This is a genomic window from Massilia sp. BGA-UO-ETr-WB1, assembly GCF_059567845.1.
Genome location: NZ_JCAQOT010000021.1, coordinates 468,016 through 484,890, shown reverse-complemented (window position 1 = coordinate 484,890; position 16,875 = coordinate 468,016). Strand labels below are relative to the sequence as shown.

Here is a 16,875-nt window from a genome sequence, read left to right as displayed (position 1 = left end):
GGCTAGTTTTTGAGCGGCTTTGAGTATTCTCAACACTTCTGAAAACAATGCTTGCAAAAAGCACTGGTTTTTTATACAGTACCACCTGTACAGACAAACCACTTGCCGAAAGATCAATCATGGACGATAAAAAAGGCGCAGTACCCGCAGCGGAAAAAGCCAAGGCCCTGGCCGCCGCGCTGGCTCAAATCGAAAAGCAGTTCGGCAAGGGCTCCGTCATGCGCATGGACGCCAGCGCGCCGATCGAAGAAGTGCAGGTAGTCTCCACCGGCTCGCTGGGCCTGGACATCGCGCTGGGCGTGGGCGGCTTGCCGCGCGGCCGCGTGGTCGAGATCTACGGCCCGGAATCGTCGGGCAAAACCACGCTGACGCTGCAAACCATCGCCGAAATGCAGAAACTGGGCGGCACCTGCGCCTTTATCGACGCCGAGCACGCGCTGGACGTGGGCTACGCGCAAAAGCTGGGCGTGAACCTGCACGAGCTGCTCATTTCGCAGCCGGACACGGGCGAACAGGCGCTGGAAATCTGCGACGCGCTGGTGCGCTCCGGTTCCGTGGACATGGTGGTGGTCGACTCGGTCGCCGCGCTGACGCCGCGCGCCGAGATCGAAGGCGACATGGGCGACTCGCTGCCGGGCCTGCAAGCCCGCCTGATGTCCCAGGCGCTGCGCAAGCTGACCGGCTCCATCAACCGCACCAACACCCTGGTCATCTTCATCAACCAGATCCGCATGAAGATCGGCGTGATGTTCGGTTCGCCTGAAACCACCACCGGCGGCAACGCGCTGAAGTTCTACGCCTCCGTGCGCCTGGACATCCGCCGCACCGGCTCCATCAAGTCCGGCGACGAGGTGATCGGCAACGAAACCAAGGTCAAGGTCGTCAAGAACAAGATCGCGCCGCCGTTCAAGGAAGCGCACTTCGACATCCTGTACGGCGCCGGCACCTCGCGCGAAGGCGAGATCATCGACCTGGGCGTGGAAGCGAAGATCGTCGAGAAATCCGGTTCCTGGTACAGCTACAACGGCGAACGCATCGGCCAGGGCAAGGACAACGCCCGCACCTTCCTGGTGGAGCGCCCCGAGCTGGCCCACGAGATCGAAAACAAGGTGCGCGCGTCGCTGGGCGTGCGCGCGCTGCCGGCGATGGGCAATGACCCGGCGCCCAAGCTCAAAGCCGTAGAATAACCCCCTGGGCGGACCACACGGTCCGCCCTTGTCACTGATGCCCATGCCACCCCTCAGCCTGAAAGCCCGCGCGCTGCGCCTGCTGTCCGCGCGCGAGCACAGCCGCATGGAACTGGCGCGCAAGCTGGCGCGCCATGCGGAGGAGGGCGACGACATTGAAGCCCTGCTCGACTTCCTCGAAAAAAACAACTGGCTGTCCGAAGAGCGCTACGCCGAATCCCTGATCCACCGCCGCGCGGCGCGCTACGGCAATGCCCGCATCGTGGCCGAGCTGCAGCAGAACGGCATCAAGGGCGAAGCGCTGAGCGAACTGAAAGCCGGCCTGGCCGAAGACGAAACCGCGCGCTGCTGCGAAGTGTGGCGCCGCAAGTTCGGCGAGCTGCCGCAGGACGCCCAGGAACGCAGCAAGCAAATGCGCTTCCTGCTGCAGCGCGGCTTCTCCCAGAAGGCCATCCAGGCCGCTATGAAAGGCGTCGACCTCGACGAGTTCTGACCCCTGCGCTGAGCCCGGCGCGCAAGCGCAAAAGTCCCTGCGGCGGCTAAGGATTTGCAACTAGTTGTTATATGCCACGTCGCAAGTCGCGCCGGGGTGTGCTACACTTTTGGGGTTTTTGCAGCACCGCGGGTGCGGTGGTTGTCCGTAGAAGCTGCGGCAACGTGCATTCTTGTTAAGAGAATAGTGCAAGGCTGCTTACTAAATTTGGCCGCGCGAGCGGCATCGGTCTTATGTCCCTGTCAACTCCAGTCTCCCGACGTGCGCTGCGGCACACGCGCGCAATAGACATCCAGGCGTTCGCGCGCGAGGATGGCCTATGGGATTTGGACGCCCATATCACCGACATCAAAGTTAACGCCACCAAGCTCGCCTCCGGCGTGCGCGAAGGCGGCACGCCCCTGCACGACCTCTCCTTACGCATTACGGTAGACCGCCAACTGAACATCGTTGCAGCCGAAGCCGTCTCTGACGCGGTTCCCTATCCCGGTTTTTGCAACACCATCGGCCCTGCCTACGCGGCCCTGGTGGGACTGAACCTGATGAAGGGATTCCGGCATGAACTCAAGCAGCGCCTGCATGGCATCGCCGGCTGCACCCATCTGACGGAACTGGCCCAGATACTGCCAACGGCGGCAGTCCAGGCCTTCGCCAATGATGTCTGGCCGACGCACGATGCGGCTAGCGACAACGTTCCGCATGAAAAGCCTTTCCAGCTCGACAAATGCCACGCCCTCCGCACCGACGGCGGGGCAGTTGCCCAGTTTTACCCGCGCTGGGTAGCCAAACCCGAGTTGGCCTAGCGCACGCACTATCCTAGTTTTTTAAACATAAACTTTAAACATCAGTTTCAATCAGAAGGGAAGCCAGCATGAAAATCCATGAGTATCAGGGCAAAGAAATCCTCCGAAAATTCGGAGTGACGGTTCCGCGCGGTATCCCGTGCCTGTCCGTAGACGAAGCAGTCAAAGCTGCTGAGACGCTGGGCGGTTCGGTCTGGGTAGTCAAAGCGCAGATCCATGCTGGCGGCCGCGGCAAAGGCGGCGGCGTGAAAGTTGCCAAATCCCTGGAACAAGTCAAAGAATACGCTGACCAGATCATGGGCATGCAGCTGGTCACCCACCAGACCAGCGCTGAAGGCCAGAAAGTACGCCGCCTGCTGATCGAAGAAGGCGCGGACATCAAGAAAGAACTGTACGTTTCCCTGGTAACCGACCGTGTTACCCAGCGCGTGGTCCTGATGGCTTCCTCCGAAGGCGGCATGGACATCGAAGAAGTGGCCGAGTCCCACCCGGAACTGATCCACACCATCGCCATCGATCCAGCAGTCGGCCTGACCGACGCTGAAGCGGCCGGTATCGCCGCCAAGATCGGCGTGCCGGAAGGTTCGATCGCCGACGCCGTCACCAACCTGCAAGGCCTGTACAAAGCCTACTGGGAAACCGACGCATCGCTGGCCGAAATCAACCCGCTGATCCTGACCGGTTCGGGCAAAGTGATCGCCCTGGACGCCAAGTTCAACTTCGACGCCAACGCACTGTTCCGTCAACCAGAGATCGTCGCCTACCGCGACCTGGACGAAGAAGATCCAGCTGAAGTCGAAGCATCGAAATTCGACCTGGCCTACATCTCCCTGGACGGCAACATCGGCTGCCTGGTAAACGGCGCCGGCCTGGCCATGGCCACCATGGACACCATCAAGCTGTTCGGCGGCGAGCCAGCCAACTTCCTGGACGTAGGCGGCGGCGCCACTGCAGAGAAAGTAACCGAAGCGTTCAAGATCATGCTGAAGAACCCGGAGCTGAAAGCGATCCTGGTAAACATCTTCGGCGGCATCATGCGCTGCGACGTGATCGCCGAAGGCGTGATCACCGCATCGAAAGCCGTTTCGCTGAAAGTGCCTCTGGTGGTGCGCATGAAGGGCACCAACGAAGACCTGGGCAAGAAGATGCTGGCCGAATCCGGTCTGCCTATCATCGCAGCCGACACCATGGAAGATGCAGCCAAGAGCGTTGTCGCCGCTGCAGCCGGTCAAGCTTAATTAAGGAATCAACATGTCCATTCTGATCAATAAAGACACCAAAGTCGTCACCCAAGGCATCACCGGCAAGACCGGCCAGTTCCACACCCGTATGTGCCGCGAATACGCGAACGGCAAAAATGCCTTCGTCGCAGGCGTGAACCCGAAGAAAGCCGGCGAAGACTTCGAAGGCATTCCAATTTTCGCTAACGTAACCGAAGCGAAAAAAGAAACCGGCGCCAACGTTTCCGTCATCTACGTACCACCAGCAGGCGCAGCTGCCGCCATCTGGGAAGCCGTGGAAGCCGAAATGGACCTGGCCATTTGCATCACCGAAGGCATTCCTGTCCGCGACATGATGGCCCTGAAGGACCGCATGGCTAAAGCCGGCTCGAAAACCCTGCTGCTGGGCCCTAACTGCCCAGGCCTGATCACCCCTGACGAAATCAAGATCGGCATCATGCCAGGCCACATCCACCGCAAGGGCCGCATCGGCGTGGTTTCCCGTTCGGGCACCCTGACCTATGAAGCAGTTGCACAGCTGACCGCTCTGGGCCTGGGCCAATCGTCGGCAGTTGGTATCGGCGGCGACCCGATCAACGGTCTGAAGCACATCGACATCATGAAGGCCTTCAACGACGATCCAGATACCGACGCGGTCATCATGATCGGCGAAATCGGCGGTCCGGACGAAGCCAATGCTGCATATTGGATCAAGGACAACATGAAGAAGCCAGTGGTTGGCTTCATCGCCGGTGTCACCGCTCCTCCGGGCAAGCGCATGGGCCACGCCGGCGCGCTGATCTCCGGCGGCGCAGACACCGCGCAAGCCAAGCTGGAAATCATGGAAGCCTGCGGCATCACCGTCACCAAGAACCCGTCCGAAATGGCGCGTCTGCTGAAGGCAATGCTGTAATTCACTTTTTTAGTGAATAATGACGGGGAGCTTAGGCTCCCCGTTTTTTTATTGCCTGGAGATTCTGCTTGGGGAAGATCATCATTTCGCGCGATGGCGTGGTGGAACAGGAAGTCCCGCTGAGCCGGGAACGGATGAGCATCGGCCGCCGCAGCCGCAACGACATCGTGCTGAGCCACCCGGCCGTCAGCGGCGAGCACGCCGTCATCACCACCATCCTCGACGAATCCTTCCTGGAAGACCTGCGCAGCACCAATGGCACCTTCGTCAACGGCCAGCGCGTGGGCAAGCATTTCCTGCAGCACCAGGACACCATCAAGATCGCCAAGTACAAGATTGAATACCTGGCCGACGGCGTGCGCCCGGTTCCGGCGCCGATGGGGGAGAGCACCACCCTCCCGGTCGCTCCGCCGCACCGTCCCGCGCCGGTTTCGGCTTCGGCTTCGGACCGCCCCCCGGCGCCCGCCGCATCGCCGGCCGCAGTGCTCGGCCGCATCGAAGTGCTGAACGGCGCCAACGCGGGCAAGCAACTCGCGCTGACCAAGCCGCTGACCACGCTGGGCCGGCCCGGCGTGCAGGTGATCGTCATTTCGCGCGCGGCGGACGGCTACTCCGTGGTCCAAGCCGACGGCGACGCCATCGCCACCCTGAACGGCGCCCTCCTCGGCAAGCAGCCCCAGCGCCTGAAAGACGGCGACGTGCTCGACCTGAGCGGCACGCGGATGGCATTCAAACAAGATTAGCCTGACAAAAATCGTCAACTGCCAAACTTCGGCAGCCCGACTGACAAAAATCGTCAGCCAGTCGGACTCGAAGTGACGAAAATTGGCGCAAATTTCATGGAAAAGGCCGGTTTTGGACCTGGCACACCAATTGCTCTAACTCAAGTGTGGCACCAAACAACCAGTTCACCTCTTGAGGAGCAGCAAAATGAAATCCATGAAAATGATGAAGAAACAAGCACAAGCCGGTTTCACCCTGATCGAACTGATGATCGTGGTCGCCATTATCGGTATCCTGGCAGCAGTGGCCATCCCTGCTTACAGCGATTACACCATCAAGGCAAAAATCGCTAACGCGCTGAGCTCCGTGGGTTCGACCAAGACCGCAGTTGCGCTGTGCATCCAGGAAGCTGGAAACAGCCCTGCTGGCTGCGCGCCAGGTTCGGGCGGTGTTCCTGCGTTCACTCCGACCAAAGAAGTTGCTAGTGTCGCTTACACCGCTACCAGTGGCGCAATCGCAGCAACTTTGGCTGGCGACATTGGTTCCGGCGTGAATAATGGTGTGATCACCTTTACCCCGGTGCTGGGTACTGCTACCGCCCCTGTATCCTCGATCGTCTGGAACGTGACGCACAGCGGCATCACCAACGCTGCTGCCGTGGCTGCGATCGAGAAAAACAACATTGCTGCTACTACTACCCCAACTCCGACCCCAACCCCGGCTCCTTAAGCTGACACCGCATCACCCGCCCCCGGCGCTACGGCGCCGGCGAAAAAAACCTGGCCTCGGCCAGGTTTTTTGCTTTCCCGCTCACACAATCTTCTGCCGGTCCGCGATCAGCGCTTCGTAGGTGAGGTTCTGCAGCAGGGTGTAGTGCGTCGGGTCGAGGTTGACGAACTGTACGCCGTAGGTGAACGCCTCCGGCTTATCGGCAGTCGCCGGCTTGATCACGTTGATATTGCGGATGCTCGCCTGCGTGTTGACCAGCACCTGCCGGTTCCCCGGCTGCGCGATCAGCGTAAACGACAGCGCCACAATCGCATCATCCGACTCTAGCGGCCTCTTCGACTCGATCAGCGCGCCCGACACGCTCAAGTTCACCAGAAACACCGACACGCCGCCAGCCGACTCGCAGCTCAGCTGCGCCGGAATATCCACCTTCACCCGCATCGCCGTGCGCAAGCTGGTGCCCTGGATTTTCGCCGGGAAGGACAGATGCGCATAAAATAGCGGCCGCCCGAACACGCGCTGCACGATGGCCGAGAACGAACACACGTTCACGCCCGAAAACACCCGTATCGTCAGCTTGTCCCCTTCGTTCACGGCGATCGGCGCGCCGTTCTCGAACGGCACCTTGACGATCATGTACTCGTCCTTCACCCAGCCGATCAGCGTGGAAAAATGCTGGATTGGCTTCATGGTCCGGTGCGTGATGAACTGTATCCTGCCGCCCACCTGCAGGTTCATCTGTTCGAATTCGTATTCCTGAGGCTTGATCTCGGCTGGCGTGGTACCACTACTCATTCGGGCGCCCTTTTTGTTGTGCCTATGTCTATAAAATTGATTATATACCGGCGTAAAAAGTTTTACACTATTGCAATAAATCGGCATTTGTCCATTACAACAATGACCTTGCGCGCATTCACCTCCTGGCTTGTTCTCCTGTTGCTCGTCGGGCAGCAAGCCGCTTGCGCCTCCGCGCTACGGCCATTGCTCAGCGACTACACGCACACGGCCTGGACCGAGCAGGATGGCGCGCCGGCCGGCGTGACCAAGTTTGCGCAAGGCCCCGACGGCTGGCTCTGGATCGCCACGCCAACCGGCCTGTTCCGGTTTGATGGCGTGCACTTCGAGCGTACCGACAAGATCTATGGCCACCCGCTGCACTCCAGCAATATCATGGGCCTGAACACCACGCCGGACGGCGCGGTCTGGGTCGGCTACCGCGTCGGCGGCGTGTCCGTGTTCAGGAAGGACGGGGCGCACACCTATATGGAAAGCGGCGGCCTGCAGCCGGTCGGCGTCGTGCATATCGAACCTGCGCCGGACGGCTCGGTCTGGCTGGCCATGCGCGACGGCGTGGCGGTGCTGGCGCCCGGCGGCAAGCGTTTCCGCTACCTGGGCGCCGAGGCCGGGCTGCCGTCGCTGGGCGTATTCCAGATCCTGTTCGCCCGCGACGGCACCACGTGGATCGGCACCACCTCGGGCGCTTACTTCCGCAAGCCGGGCGAAACCCGTTTCAGCCACGCCTGGCCGCGCACCACGCTGGTCTGGCTGGAGGAGGCGCCCGACGGCACGCTATGGGGCAACGACTTTCAACGCGGCTACTACCGGGTCCGCACCGCGCCGCCTCCCGCCGGCCAGCCGGACGGCCCCGAACTCGAGGCCGTCGGCATGCGCTTCGACCGGCAGGGAACCATGTGGCTGATCCACACCGACAGCTTTGAACGCAAAGCGGCGCCGGCCGGCCCCAGCCTGCCGGACCAGCGCTTGTCCAGCCTGAACGGCATCAGCGGCCCGTTGATAGGCGCAACTTTCCAGGACCGGGAAGGCAACCTCTGGATCGGCACCTCGCGCGGCATAGACCGGCTTCGCCCGAGCCGCTTGCGCACCTTGCCGGTCGCCAGGCAACTGGAGTATCCGGCGCTGGTGGCAGGGCCAGCCGGCGATGTCTGGGTGGGCGACTATGCCGGCGACCTGTGGAGCTACGGCCCCGCCGGCCGCATCCGCCGCGAGGTTCCCGGGCAATTGACGGCCAGCTACACGGCGCCGGACGGTGTGCTGTGGCTGGGCGGGATGGAAGGCGTGCAGCGGCGCGGCAGCGACGGCGCCCTGAGCTTGATACCCTATCCGGACGGACTGAAAAGCCTGCGTGTCCATGCCCTGCAGCAGGACGGCGACGGCGCCCTGTGGGCCTCGTTTTCCTCCGGAAAAGGCGTGTACAAGCTGGCCGATGGGCGCTGGACCAAGTCGGGCGGCCTGCAGGGCATCTCCGATCTGCTGACCACCTCCATGGCCCGCGACAGCGGCGGCAATCTGTGGATGGCGCATCTGCGCAACCTGATCACAGTCGTCGGCGGCGGCACGGTACGCAGGCTGGGACCGGACCAGGGACTGCAAGCGGGCACCATCCTGGACCTGCATCCCGACGGTAAAACCATGTGGGTGGGAGCTGAGGGCGGCGTGGCACTGTACCGCGATGGCCGCTTCGTTGCCTTGCACGGCGAGCGCAACGAACGCTTTCTCGGCGTGTCGGGCATCGTGCGCCTGCCCGGCGGCGACTTGTGGCTGCACGGCGCGGACGGCTTGTACCGCATCGCCGCCGCCGAGCTGGAAGGATGGCTGAAAAACAGCGAAACCGCAGTGGCGTTCGAGCGCTTCAATGCGCAGGACGGCATGCAGGGCCGCGCGCCGCAACTGCGGCCCGTGCCCTCGCTGAGGCGTTCGCGCGACGGCCTGCTGTGGTACGCGACCACCGGCTCGGTCGGCACCATCGACCCGGCCAACATTGCGCGCAATCCGCTGGCGCCGGCGGTGGAAGTCGTCGGCGTGGTGGCCGACGGCGTGCGCCACGCCGTCCCGCATACCGGCGTGCTGGGCCTGCCGCAGGGCACGCGCAATGTGCAGGTCGACTTCACTGCGCTGAGCCTGTCGATTCCCGAGCGCGTGCGCCTGCGCTACCGGCTGGTCGGCCTGGACCACGGCTGGCAGGAACCGGTGGGGCGCCGGCAAGCGTTCTACACCAATCTGGCGCCGGGCACATACCGCTTCGAAGTCATTGCCTCCAACGAGGACAATGTCTGGAACACCAGGGCCTCGGTGCTGGAACTGGATATACCGCCCACTTTCGTGCAAAGCGGCTGGTTCACGCTGTTGCTGGCGGCGCTGGGGCTGTTGCTGCTGTATTCCGCGTACGCATTGCGGATACGCTACCTCACGCGGCTGATGCACGACCGCTTGCTTGAGCGCCTGGCCGAGCGCACGCGCATCGCGCGCACCCTGCACGACACCTTGCTGCAAAGTATGCATTCGCTGCTGATATCGTTCGACGCGCACAGCCGGCATGTGAAGGAGGGCACGCAGGAGCGCACCCGCCTCGACCGGACGCTCAATCTTGCGGAGCAATTGCTGGTGGAGGGACGGGACCAGATCATGGATCTGCGCGCATCAGCCGTGCCGGACGTGCTGGAACGGACCCTGGAACAGGTGGGCAAGGCCTTGGCCGCGCAGCGCCCGCACGCGTTCGACATGAAGGTCGACGGCACGCCGAAACCCTTGCGGCAGGACGTGCAGGAAGAGGTGTACGCCATCGCCCGCGAAGCGCTGTTCAATGCGTCGCGCTATGCGGACGCCACGCGGATCGAACTCGAGCTGGAGTACGGCGCCGGCGCCTTCGTCATGCGCATCCGGGACAATGGCCGGGGACTGGACGAATCCGTCGCCGCTGCGGGCCACCGGCCCGGGCACTGGGGCCTGGTGGGCATGCGCGAGCGCGCCGACGGCATCGGCGCCAGCCTGGAGATCGGCAGCGAGCCGGGCGAAGGCACCGAGATCACGCTGACGGTGCCCGGCAGAATGGCGTACTGAGAATTCAGCTCGTTGCGCTCCAGTCGCCGCTCTTGCCGCCGTGCTTTTCCATCACGCGGATATTGGACATGACCATGCCGCGGTCCACCGCCTTGCACATGTCGTACACGGTCAGCAGGCCCACCTGCACGGCCGTCAGCGCTTCCATTTCCACGCCGGTCTTGCCGTAGGTTTCCACCTGCGCGGTGCAGTGCACGCTGGAGGCGGCTTCGTCGATGGTGAAGTCGACCGTCACGCGCGTCAACGCCAGCGGGTGGCACAGCGGCACCAGGTCGCTGGTGCGCTTGGCGCCCATGATGGCGGCGATGCGCGCGATTCCCAGCACGTCACCTTTCTTCGCGCTTCCCGCTAAAATGATCGCCAGGGTTTCCGGCTTCATGCGGATGCTGCCGCTGGCCACGGCGGTGCGATGGGTTTCCTGTTTCGCGCCGACGTCCACCATGTGGGCCTGGCCGGTGGTGTCGAAGTGGGTCAGCTGGTCTGGCGTGGTGGTGCTGGTCATGGAGTATAGTTCGTCAGTTGCAGGTATTGACAGGTGTCAGACAGGTATCATATCACCGTGAAATCAAAACGTTTTTTGCTGCGCTTGCTGCCCCTGGCCGCATCCTTGCTGTTCGCCGCCCCGATGGGCATGGCGCAGATGCCGCTGTCCAAGCCCTTGAATCTCCCCAGCCTCGGCGACACCGAGCGGCAGGAGCTGTCGCCGCTGATCGAACGCAAGCTGGGCGAGGAGATCATGTATGACATCCGCAGCAACAAGGATTATCTCGACGACGCTCCCATCCTCGAATACCTGAACACGCTGGGCAACACCCTGGTGGCGGCGCATCCGGGCGCGCGCGGCGAAGCCAGCTTCAATTACTTCTTCTTCGCGGTGCGCGACGGCCAGTTGAACGCGTTTGCGTTGCCGGGCGGCTTCATTGCCGTGCACTCGGCGCTGCTGCTGGCGGCGCAGACCGAGTCCGAGCTGGCTTCCGTGCTGGGCCACGAGATCGGCCACGTGGCGCAGCGCCACATCGCGCGCCAGCTGGGGCAGCAGAAGCAGGACGCGCTGATCCCGCTGGCGGCCATGATCCTGGCCGTCCTGGCGGCCAAGTCCAGCCCGGACGCGGCCATGGGCGTGATGATGGGCGGCCAGGGCCTGGCCATCCAGCGCCAGCTCAATTTCGGCCGCGACGCCGAACGCGAGGCGGACCGGGTCGGCTTCCAGATCATGGGCGAGGCCGGCTTCGACACCAGCGGCATGGTGGCCTTCTTCCAGCGCATGCAGACCGCCAGCCGCAACTACAGCGACCTGGTGCCGGCCTACCTGCTGACGCACCCGTTGACCACCGAGCGCATCGCCGACATCCAGGCCCGCATCCGCGAGCAGCCCTACAAGCAGCGGCTCGACAGCCTGGCGTTCTACCTGGTGCGTTCGCGCGCGCGGGTGCTGCAGGACTTGAGCACGCAGGGGCTGGCGGAGTCGATCCAGTATTTCGAAGGCTTGATGCAGCAGGACAACCGCCAGCAGAAGACGGCGGGCCAGTACGGCATGGCGTTCGCCATGTTCAAGAAGAACGATTTCGTGGCGGCGCAGCGCTGGCTGGACAAGGCCCGCGCCACCATCGAGGCGCCGATGCCGGCCGGCGTGTTCGGCATGGGCAAGCGCGATACGGCGCCGACCGTGTTTACCAGCTTGTCGCTGGATATCAAGCTGGCGCAGGAGTCGAATCCGGCGATGGTGGCGGCGGCCTTGAAGGAGGCGCTGGCGGCGCATCAGCAGTTCCCGCTGTCGCGCGGGATTGCGCACCAGTACGCGGAGGCGATGATCCTGTCCGGCCAGCTGGAGGAGGCGGCGCGCTTCCTGCGCGAGCAGGCGCAGTTCTACAAGGAGGAGCCGGAGGTGCACGATCTGCTGGCTCGGGCGTATTCGAAGCAGGGCAAGATGGCCTTGCAGCATATGGCGCTGGCGGAATCGTACACCTTGCAGGGCGGTACGCTGGCGGCGCTGGACCAGTTGAACCTGGCGCGCAAGGCCAGCGATGCGTCGTTCTACGACCAGGCCCAGATCGACGCGCGCGAACGCGAACTCAAGCAGCGCCGCAAGGACGCCATGGGCGACAAGTACAAGGAGCCTTAAGGCTGCGGCAGGCGCACGAAGCCGAAGCGGGCGGGAATGTCGTCGCGCCGCAAACGCTGCACGGCGACGGATGCGCCGCCGGTGCGCAGCGCGAGTGCGGCGGTGGCGGCGCTGTCTGCCAGCCAGGCCAGCAAGGTTTCGTCGCCGAGGGCGTGGCCATCCATCTCCAGCAGCGCCATGGCCTGCGCCATGTCGCGGTCGTCCAGCTGGGCCACCACGGCGCCGCGCTGCAGCAGCAGTTCGCCGTCTTCCGTCAGCCAGGCCGCGTCCGGCTGCCCCAGGGCCTCGCCGGTGTGCAGCACAAAGCCCTGCGCCGGATCGGTGCGCGCCACGAACGGCGTGGTCTCCAGATTCAGATACACCCGCTGCGGACCGTTCTGGAAATACCAGCAGCCCCGCTCGTCGCTCGCGTAATTGCGCACGATGAAGCCCACCAGCGCCGCGTTGGTCAGCTTGTCGCCGGGCAGGTTGAAGTGCTGCGCGCGCTCGTCGCGCATGCGCCAGTTGCCGCGCGCATCCAGGCCGAGCCAGCCGTAGCAGTGCGGCACGTTCGGCCATTTGGCCAGCGCCTGTTTTACGATGTCATCCATGTTTCAAGCTTCGCACATCTGGCCCCGGCCGGACGCACGGCTGGCGTTTTCGCCTTCGAGGAAATGGATCATGCGCTGCGGCAGCCAGTGCAGCGAGCCGGGCGGCCCGCCCACGGCAAAGCCGACATGGCCGCCGTGTTCCGGGTACTCCAGCAGCACCCCGGGCGCCGCCCTGCGCGGCAGGTGGATGCCGGGCAGGAAGGGGTCGTTTTTGGCGTTCAGCACCAGGGTCGGCACCGTGATGTCGAGCAGCACGTGCTTGGCGCTGGCGCGGTCCCAGTAGTCGTCCGTGTTGCGGTAGCCGTGCAGCGGCGCGGTCACCACGTTGTCGAAGGCGTACAGGTCCTCGGCGGCCATCAGCGCGTTCAGGTCGTACAGGTCGGGGAACTGCTTCAGCTTGGCCACGCACTTGGGCTTGAGCGTGTTCAGGAACATGCGCGTGTAGATGCGGTTGAAGCCGCGCGACAGCGATTCGCCGCCGCGCGCCAGGTCCAGCGGGGCCGACACGGCGCATGCCGCATCCACGATCTCGGCGCCGTGCTGCGATTCGCCCAGCCAGCGCAGCAGCGCATTGCCGCCCAGGGATACGCCGGTGGCGTAGAAGCGGCTGCAGGCGGCGTCCATGGCGCGCGCGTGCAGGCGGCGGATGATCCAGTCGATTTCGGCGGCGTCGCCGGAATGGTAGAAGCGCGGCGCCAGGTTGGGCTCGCCCGAGCAGCCGCGGAAATGCGGCACCGCGCCAGACCAGCCGCGCGCGCGCACGTCGGCCATCAGCGAGCGCGCGTAGTGGCTGTCGGACGAGCCTTCCAGGCCGTGGAACAGCACCACGAAGGGCCGGCCGGGCTGGCCGTCGACGAAATCGACGTCGACGAAATCGCCGTCCGGGGTTGGCCAGCGCTCGCGGCGGAAGGCCACCGGCGGCTTGCTGATGCAGACGGCCGGGTAGATGGTTTGCAGGTGGCCGCTGGGCAGCCACAGTGGTGCGGTGTATTTCATGGCCTTGAACCGGCTTCGGCGACGTTAATGCAGCACCTGCTGCGGGTTGTCCACCGGGATGGGGCCGGGCGCCACGGACACATGGCGCAGCACGATGCGCCAGCCCTTGGGCGTCTTGATGTAGACGTTGCTGGCCACCAGGTGGGCCGGCTCGCCGGTGGCGGCGGTGGTGCCTTCCACCACGGAGTGGATGGAACTCATCAGGTTGTGCGTCTCGTGCAGCACCGCCGGCCGGATGTGCAGGCCGCCGTGCTCGAGGATGATGGCCCACGATTCGCGGATCGCGCGGTGCCCCACCAGGCGCGGACCGCCCGGATGGATGCAGGCGATTTCCTCGTCGTCGGCCCACAGGGCCATCAGCGCTTCCACGTCGGCCCGGTTCAACGCATCGTAAAAGGCAGCTTCAACTTCGCTTGCGCTACCGTTTAGTTGCTTTTTTGACATGCCAGCCTCCGGGCGGGTGTGGATATTAGTGATGAGGTACCACGGCGCCTGGCTTCAGGCGGTACGCGGTGCCGCAGTACGGGCACTTGGCCACGCCGTCTTGGTTGAACTCCAGGAATACGCGCGGGTGCGAGGACCACAGCGGCATGGCTGGGTTCGGGCAATGGGCCGGCAGGTCTTTTCCGTCGAGCTCAACTGCAGCGGCTTGGGTGGCTTGGGTCATCTTGGCTATCTCCGTGAAACTTAGGCTGAAAACACCGATTTTAACGGATTCGCGCAATTCCAAGAATCATCGGTAGAATAGCGCCTGATCTACAGTACCGGCCGATGCCGTTCGCTTCCACTGAAACGAGGCGCGCGTGGCAGGAAAACCACATGAACGAAGCCACGCCCGCCCCCGCGCCAGCCCATTCCGCCGCTGCCGACACCAATGTTGCCCTGCACGACGAAGCCGCCTGGCGCGAAGGGCTGCGCACCGGCATTCCGACCTTGTTCGGCATCGGCGCCTGGGGCCTGGTGGTGGGCGTGGCCATGGTCAAGAGCGGCCTCACGGTGCCGCAGGCGCTGGGCATGACCTTGATGGTGTTCGCCGGCTCGGCCCAGCTGGCTTCCCTGCCGCTGATCGCGGCCGGCGCGCCGATCTGGGTCATCTTCCTGACCGCCTTCGCCGTCAACCTGCGTTTCGTGATCTTTTCCGTCATCCTGGCGCCGCATTTCGCCGGCCTGCCGTGGCGGCAGCGTTTCGTGCTCGGCTATTGCTCCGGCGACATGACCGCCGCGCTGTTCCTGCAAAAATACCCGAGCGCCGAGCCGGTGCGCGGCAAAGTGTCCTATTTAAAAGGCCTGATGTACCCCAACTGGGCGGCCTGGCAGATCGGCTCCATCGCCGGCGTGTTCCTGGGCAGCGCGGTGCCGGCCGAGTGGGGCCTGGGCTTTGCCGGCACCTTGGCCATCATCTGCATCATGGTGCCGCTGACGGCCAGCCGGCCCGCCGTGTGCGGCGTGGTGGTGGCCGGCGCGGTGGCGGTGGCCGGCGCCGGCCTGCCGTACAAGCTGGGCCTGCTGGCGGCCGTCATCATCGGCATGCTGAGCGCCATGGCCGCCGAGGAACTGATCGAAAAGCGCGCGCGCAAGAAGGGGAGCCGCCATGGCTGACTGGGAAATCTGGCTCACCATCGTGGCGCTGGCCGTCGCCACGGCCGCCACGCGCGCCTCGTTCTGGCTGGTGGGCCACCACATCACCATCCCGAAACGGGTCAACGACATGCTGCGCTATGCGCCCGCGTGCGCGCTGGCGGCCATCGTCGCGCCCGACCTGGTGCTGACCCCGGGCGGCCAGGTTCATATCGGTTTGGACAACCTGAAACTGGTGGCCGGCGCCGTCTCCATCGCGTTTTACGTGGTGCGCCGTAACATGCTGGAAACCATCGTTTTCGGCATGCTCTTCTTCACTACCCTGAGACTGTTGCATATCTTCTAAGGGATTCGGGCCCGGCGTTGCGGTAGAATAGCGGTCTTTCCAACCTTCGTCCTTTGGGTAGCCATGCAAGCTGTTCTGAACTTCATTCGTCTGCAAGATCTGATCGACCAAAATGCGCTGCAAGGCAAGCGCGTGTTCATCCGCGCCGACTTGAACGTGCCGCAAGATGACGCCGGCAACATTACCGAAGATACCCGCATCCGCGCCTCCGTGCCGGCCATCCGCGCCGCCGTTGCCGCCGGCGCCAAGGTCATGGTCACCTCGCACCTGGGCCGTCCCACCGAGGGCGAGTTCAAGCCGGAAGACAGCCTGGCGCCGGTCGCCAAGCGCCTGTCCGAGCTGCTCGGCCAGCCGGTCGAACTGAAGCAGAACTGGGTGGACGGCGCCGGCCTGGAAGGCCTGCAGGCCGGCCAGGTGGTACTGCTGGAAAACGTGCGCGTGAACAAGGGCGAAAAGAAGAACGCCGATGACCTGGCGCAGAAGATGGCCGCCCTGTGCGACGTCTACGTGAACGACGCGTTCGGCACCGCGCACCGCGCCGAGGCTTCCACCCACGGCATCGCCAAGTTCGCGCCGGTGGCTGCCGCCGGCCCGCTGCTGGCGGCCGAACTGGACGCGCTGGGCAAGGCGCTGGGCGCCCCGGCCCGTCCGCTGCTGGCCATCGTGGCCGGCTCGAAAGTATCGTCCAAGCTGTCGATCCTGAAAGCCTTGTCCGAGAAAGTGGACGGCCTGATCGTCGGCGGCGGCATCGCCAACACCTTCATGAAGGCGGTCGGCCTGAACATCGGCAAGTCGCTGGTGGAGAACGACCTGGTGGCCGAAGCCAAGGCCATCATCGACATCATGGCCGCGCGCGGCGCCGAAGTGCCGATCCCGGTGGACGTGGTGTGCGCCAAGGAATTCTCGCCGACGGCGGCGGCCACCATCAAGGACGTGGCCGACGTGGCGGACGACGACATGATCCTGGACATCGGCCCGAAAACCGCCAAGCTGCTGGCCGACAAGATCGCCGCCGCCGGCACCGTGGTGTGGAACGGCCCGGTCGGCGTGTTCGAGTTCGACCAGTTCGGCGAAGGCACCAAGACGCTGGCGCTGGCCATCGCCGGCTCCAAGGCATATTCGATCGCCGGCGGCGGCGATACGCTGGCGGCGATTGCAAAATATGACATTACCGATAAAATTGGTTATATCTCGACCGGTGGCGGCGCCTTCCTGGAGTTCCTGGAAGGCAAGACCCTGCCTGCGGTGGAAATCCTGACCCAGCGTTTCAACAAGTAATCCCCCCGGCCCCCGCCCGCGCGGGGGCTTGTGCGCCGC

The 16,875-nt window shown here is 64.1% G+C and carries 18 protein-coding genes; 12 read left to right on the top strand and 6 right to left on the bottom strand.

Annotated features, from left to right (window positions below; all coding sequences use genetic code 11):
• The first annotated feature begins 119 nt into the window (after nt 1-119).
• The 7 genes from recA to AC56DV_RS06860 all read left to right on the top strand — a co-directional run bounded on the left by recA (nt 120) and on the right by AC56DV_RS06860 (nt 6,068).
• Complete coding sequence (gene recA, locus AC56DV_RS06890) at nt 120-1,187, top strand: recombinase RecA (protein WP_496313548.1); 1,068 nt, start codon at nt 120-122, stop codon at nt 1,185-1,187.
• Between the two features lie 37 nt (nt 1,188-1,224).
• A complete protein-coding gene (gene recX / locus AC56DV_RS06885; RefSeq protein ID WP_496313547.1) occupies nt 1,225-1,680 on the top strand; it encodes a recombination regulator RecX in 456 nt (151 codons plus the stop codon).
• A 233-nt stretch (nt 1,681-1,913) separates the two neighbouring features.
• Nucleotides 1,914-2,483 (top strand): DUF2889 domain-containing protein, encoded by a 570-nt coding sequence (locus AC56DV_RS06880; RefSeq protein ID WP_496313546.1) that lies wholly within the window; start codon nt 1,914-1,916, stop codon nt 2,481-2,483.
• 68 nt (nt 2,484-2,551) lie between these two features.
• Nucleotides 2,552-3,721: an ADP-forming succinate--CoA ligase subunit beta gene (gene sucC / locus AC56DV_RS06875; RefSeq protein WP_056401945.1), complete on the top strand. Its 1,170-nt coding sequence runs from the start codon at nt 2,552-2,554 to the stop codon at nt 3,719-3,721.
• 13 nt (nt 3,722-3,734) lie between these two features.
• A complete protein-coding gene (sucD, locus tag AC56DV_RS06870; RefSeq protein ID WP_056401948.1) occupies nt 3,735-4,616 on the top strand; it encodes a succinate--CoA ligase subunit alpha in 882 nt (293 codons plus the stop codon).
• A gap of 68 nt (nt 4,617-4,684) precedes the next feature.
• Nucleotides 4,685-5,359, top strand: coding sequence for an FHA domain-containing protein (locus tag AC56DV_RS06865; protein WP_496313545.1), 675 nt, complete (start codon nt 4,685-4,687; stop codon nt 5,357-5,359).
• 187 nt (nt 5,360-5,546) lie between these two features.
• Entirely contained in the window at nt 5,547-6,068 is a 522-nt protein-coding gene (locus AC56DV_RS06860) for a pilin (protein ID WP_496313544.1), read from the top strand.
• Between the two features lie 81 nt (nt 6,069-6,149).
• On the opposite strand, the gene AC56DV_RS06855 is transcribed toward AC56DV_RS06860, so the two are convergent.
• On the bottom strand, nt 6,150-6,863 hold the full coding sequence (locus tag AC56DV_RS06855) for a flagellar brake protein (protein ID WP_496313543.1): 714 nt from the start codon (nt 6,861-6,863) through the stop codon (nt 6,150-6,152).
• A gap of 102 nt (nt 6,864-6,965) precedes the next feature.
• Here AC56DV_RS06855 and AC56DV_RS06850 point away from each other — a divergent pair, with 102 nt between their 5' ends.
• On the top strand, nt 6,966-9,926 hold the full coding sequence (locus AC56DV_RS06850; RefSeq protein WP_496313542.1) for a sensor histidine kinase: 2,961 nt from the start codon (nt 6,966-6,968) through the stop codon (nt 9,924-9,926).
• Nucleotides 9,927-9,930: 4 nt separating this feature from the next.
• On the opposite strand, the gene moaC is transcribed toward AC56DV_RS06850, so the two are convergent.
• A complete protein-coding gene (gene moaC, locus AC56DV_RS06845) occupies nt 9,931-10,428 on the bottom strand; it encodes a cyclic pyranopterin monophosphate synthase MoaC (protein ID WP_496313541.1) in 498 nt (165 codons plus the stop codon).
• Nucleotides 10,429-10,551: 123 nt separating this feature from the next.
• On the opposite strand from moaC, the gene AC56DV_RS06840 reads away from it, so the two are divergent.
• Nucleotides 10,552-12,048: a beta-barrel assembly-enhancing protease gene (locus AC56DV_RS06840; RefSeq protein ID WP_496313835.1), complete on the top strand. Its 1,497-nt coding sequence runs from the start codon at nt 10,552-10,554 to the stop codon at nt 12,046-12,048.
• Here AC56DV_RS06840 and AC56DV_RS06835 read toward each other — a convergent pair.
• The 4 genes from AC56DV_RS06835 to AC56DV_RS06820 are packed head-to-tail and all read right to left on the bottom strand — an operon-like array spanning nt 12,045 to nt 14,301.
• Nucleotides 12,045-12,638, bottom strand: coding sequence for a DUF2946 family protein (locus AC56DV_RS06835; protein ID WP_496313540.1), 594 nt, complete (start codon nt 12,636-12,638; stop codon nt 12,045-12,047). The genes AC56DV_RS06840 and AC56DV_RS06835 overlap by 4 nt on opposite strands.
• Nucleotides 12,639-12,641: 3 nt before the next feature.
• On the bottom strand, nt 12,642-13,634 hold the full coding sequence (locus AC56DV_RS06830; protein ID WP_496313539.1) for a YheT family hydrolase: 993 nt from the start codon (nt 13,632-13,634) through the stop codon (nt 12,642-12,644).
• Nucleotides 13,635-13,658: 24 nt separating this feature from the next.
• A complete protein-coding gene (locus tag AC56DV_RS06825; RefSeq protein ID WP_496313538.1) occupies nt 13,659-14,078 on the bottom strand; it encodes a YybH family protein in 420 nt (139 codons plus the stop codon).
• A gap of 25 nt (nt 14,079-14,103) precedes the next feature.
• The gene (locus AC56DV_RS06820) at nt 14,104-14,301 is read right to left on the bottom strand and encodes a zinc-finger domain-containing protein (protein ID WP_496313537.1); all 198 of its coding nucleotides are present in this window, start codon (nt 14,299-14,301) and stop codon (nt 14,104-14,106) included.
• A 152-nt stretch (nt 14,302-14,453) separates the two neighbouring features.
• On the opposite strand from AC56DV_RS06820, the gene AC56DV_RS06815 reads away from it, so the two are divergent.
• The 3 genes from AC56DV_RS06815 (at nt 14,454) to AC56DV_RS06805 (ending at nt 16,836) form a co-directional block, all read left to right on the top strand.
• Nucleotides 14,454-15,233, top strand: coding sequence for an AzlC family ABC transporter permease (locus tag AC56DV_RS06815; RefSeq protein ID WP_496313536.1), 780 nt, complete (start codon nt 14,454-14,456; stop codon nt 15,231-15,233).
• Entirely contained in the window at nt 15,226-15,558 is a 333-nt protein-coding gene (locus tag AC56DV_RS06810) for an AzlD domain-containing protein (RefSeq protein ID WP_496313535.1), read from the top strand. The genes AC56DV_RS06815 and AC56DV_RS06810 overlap by 8 nt, the downstream gene beginning before the upstream one ends.
• Nucleotides 15,559-15,621: 63 nt before the next feature.
• Nucleotides 15,622-16,836, top strand: a complete 1,215-nt coding sequence (locus tag AC56DV_RS06805) for a phosphoglycerate kinase (RefSeq protein WP_496313534.1) — start codon at nt 15,622-15,624, stop codon at nt 16,834-16,836.
• Nucleotides 16,837-16,875: the final 39 nt, after the last annotated feature.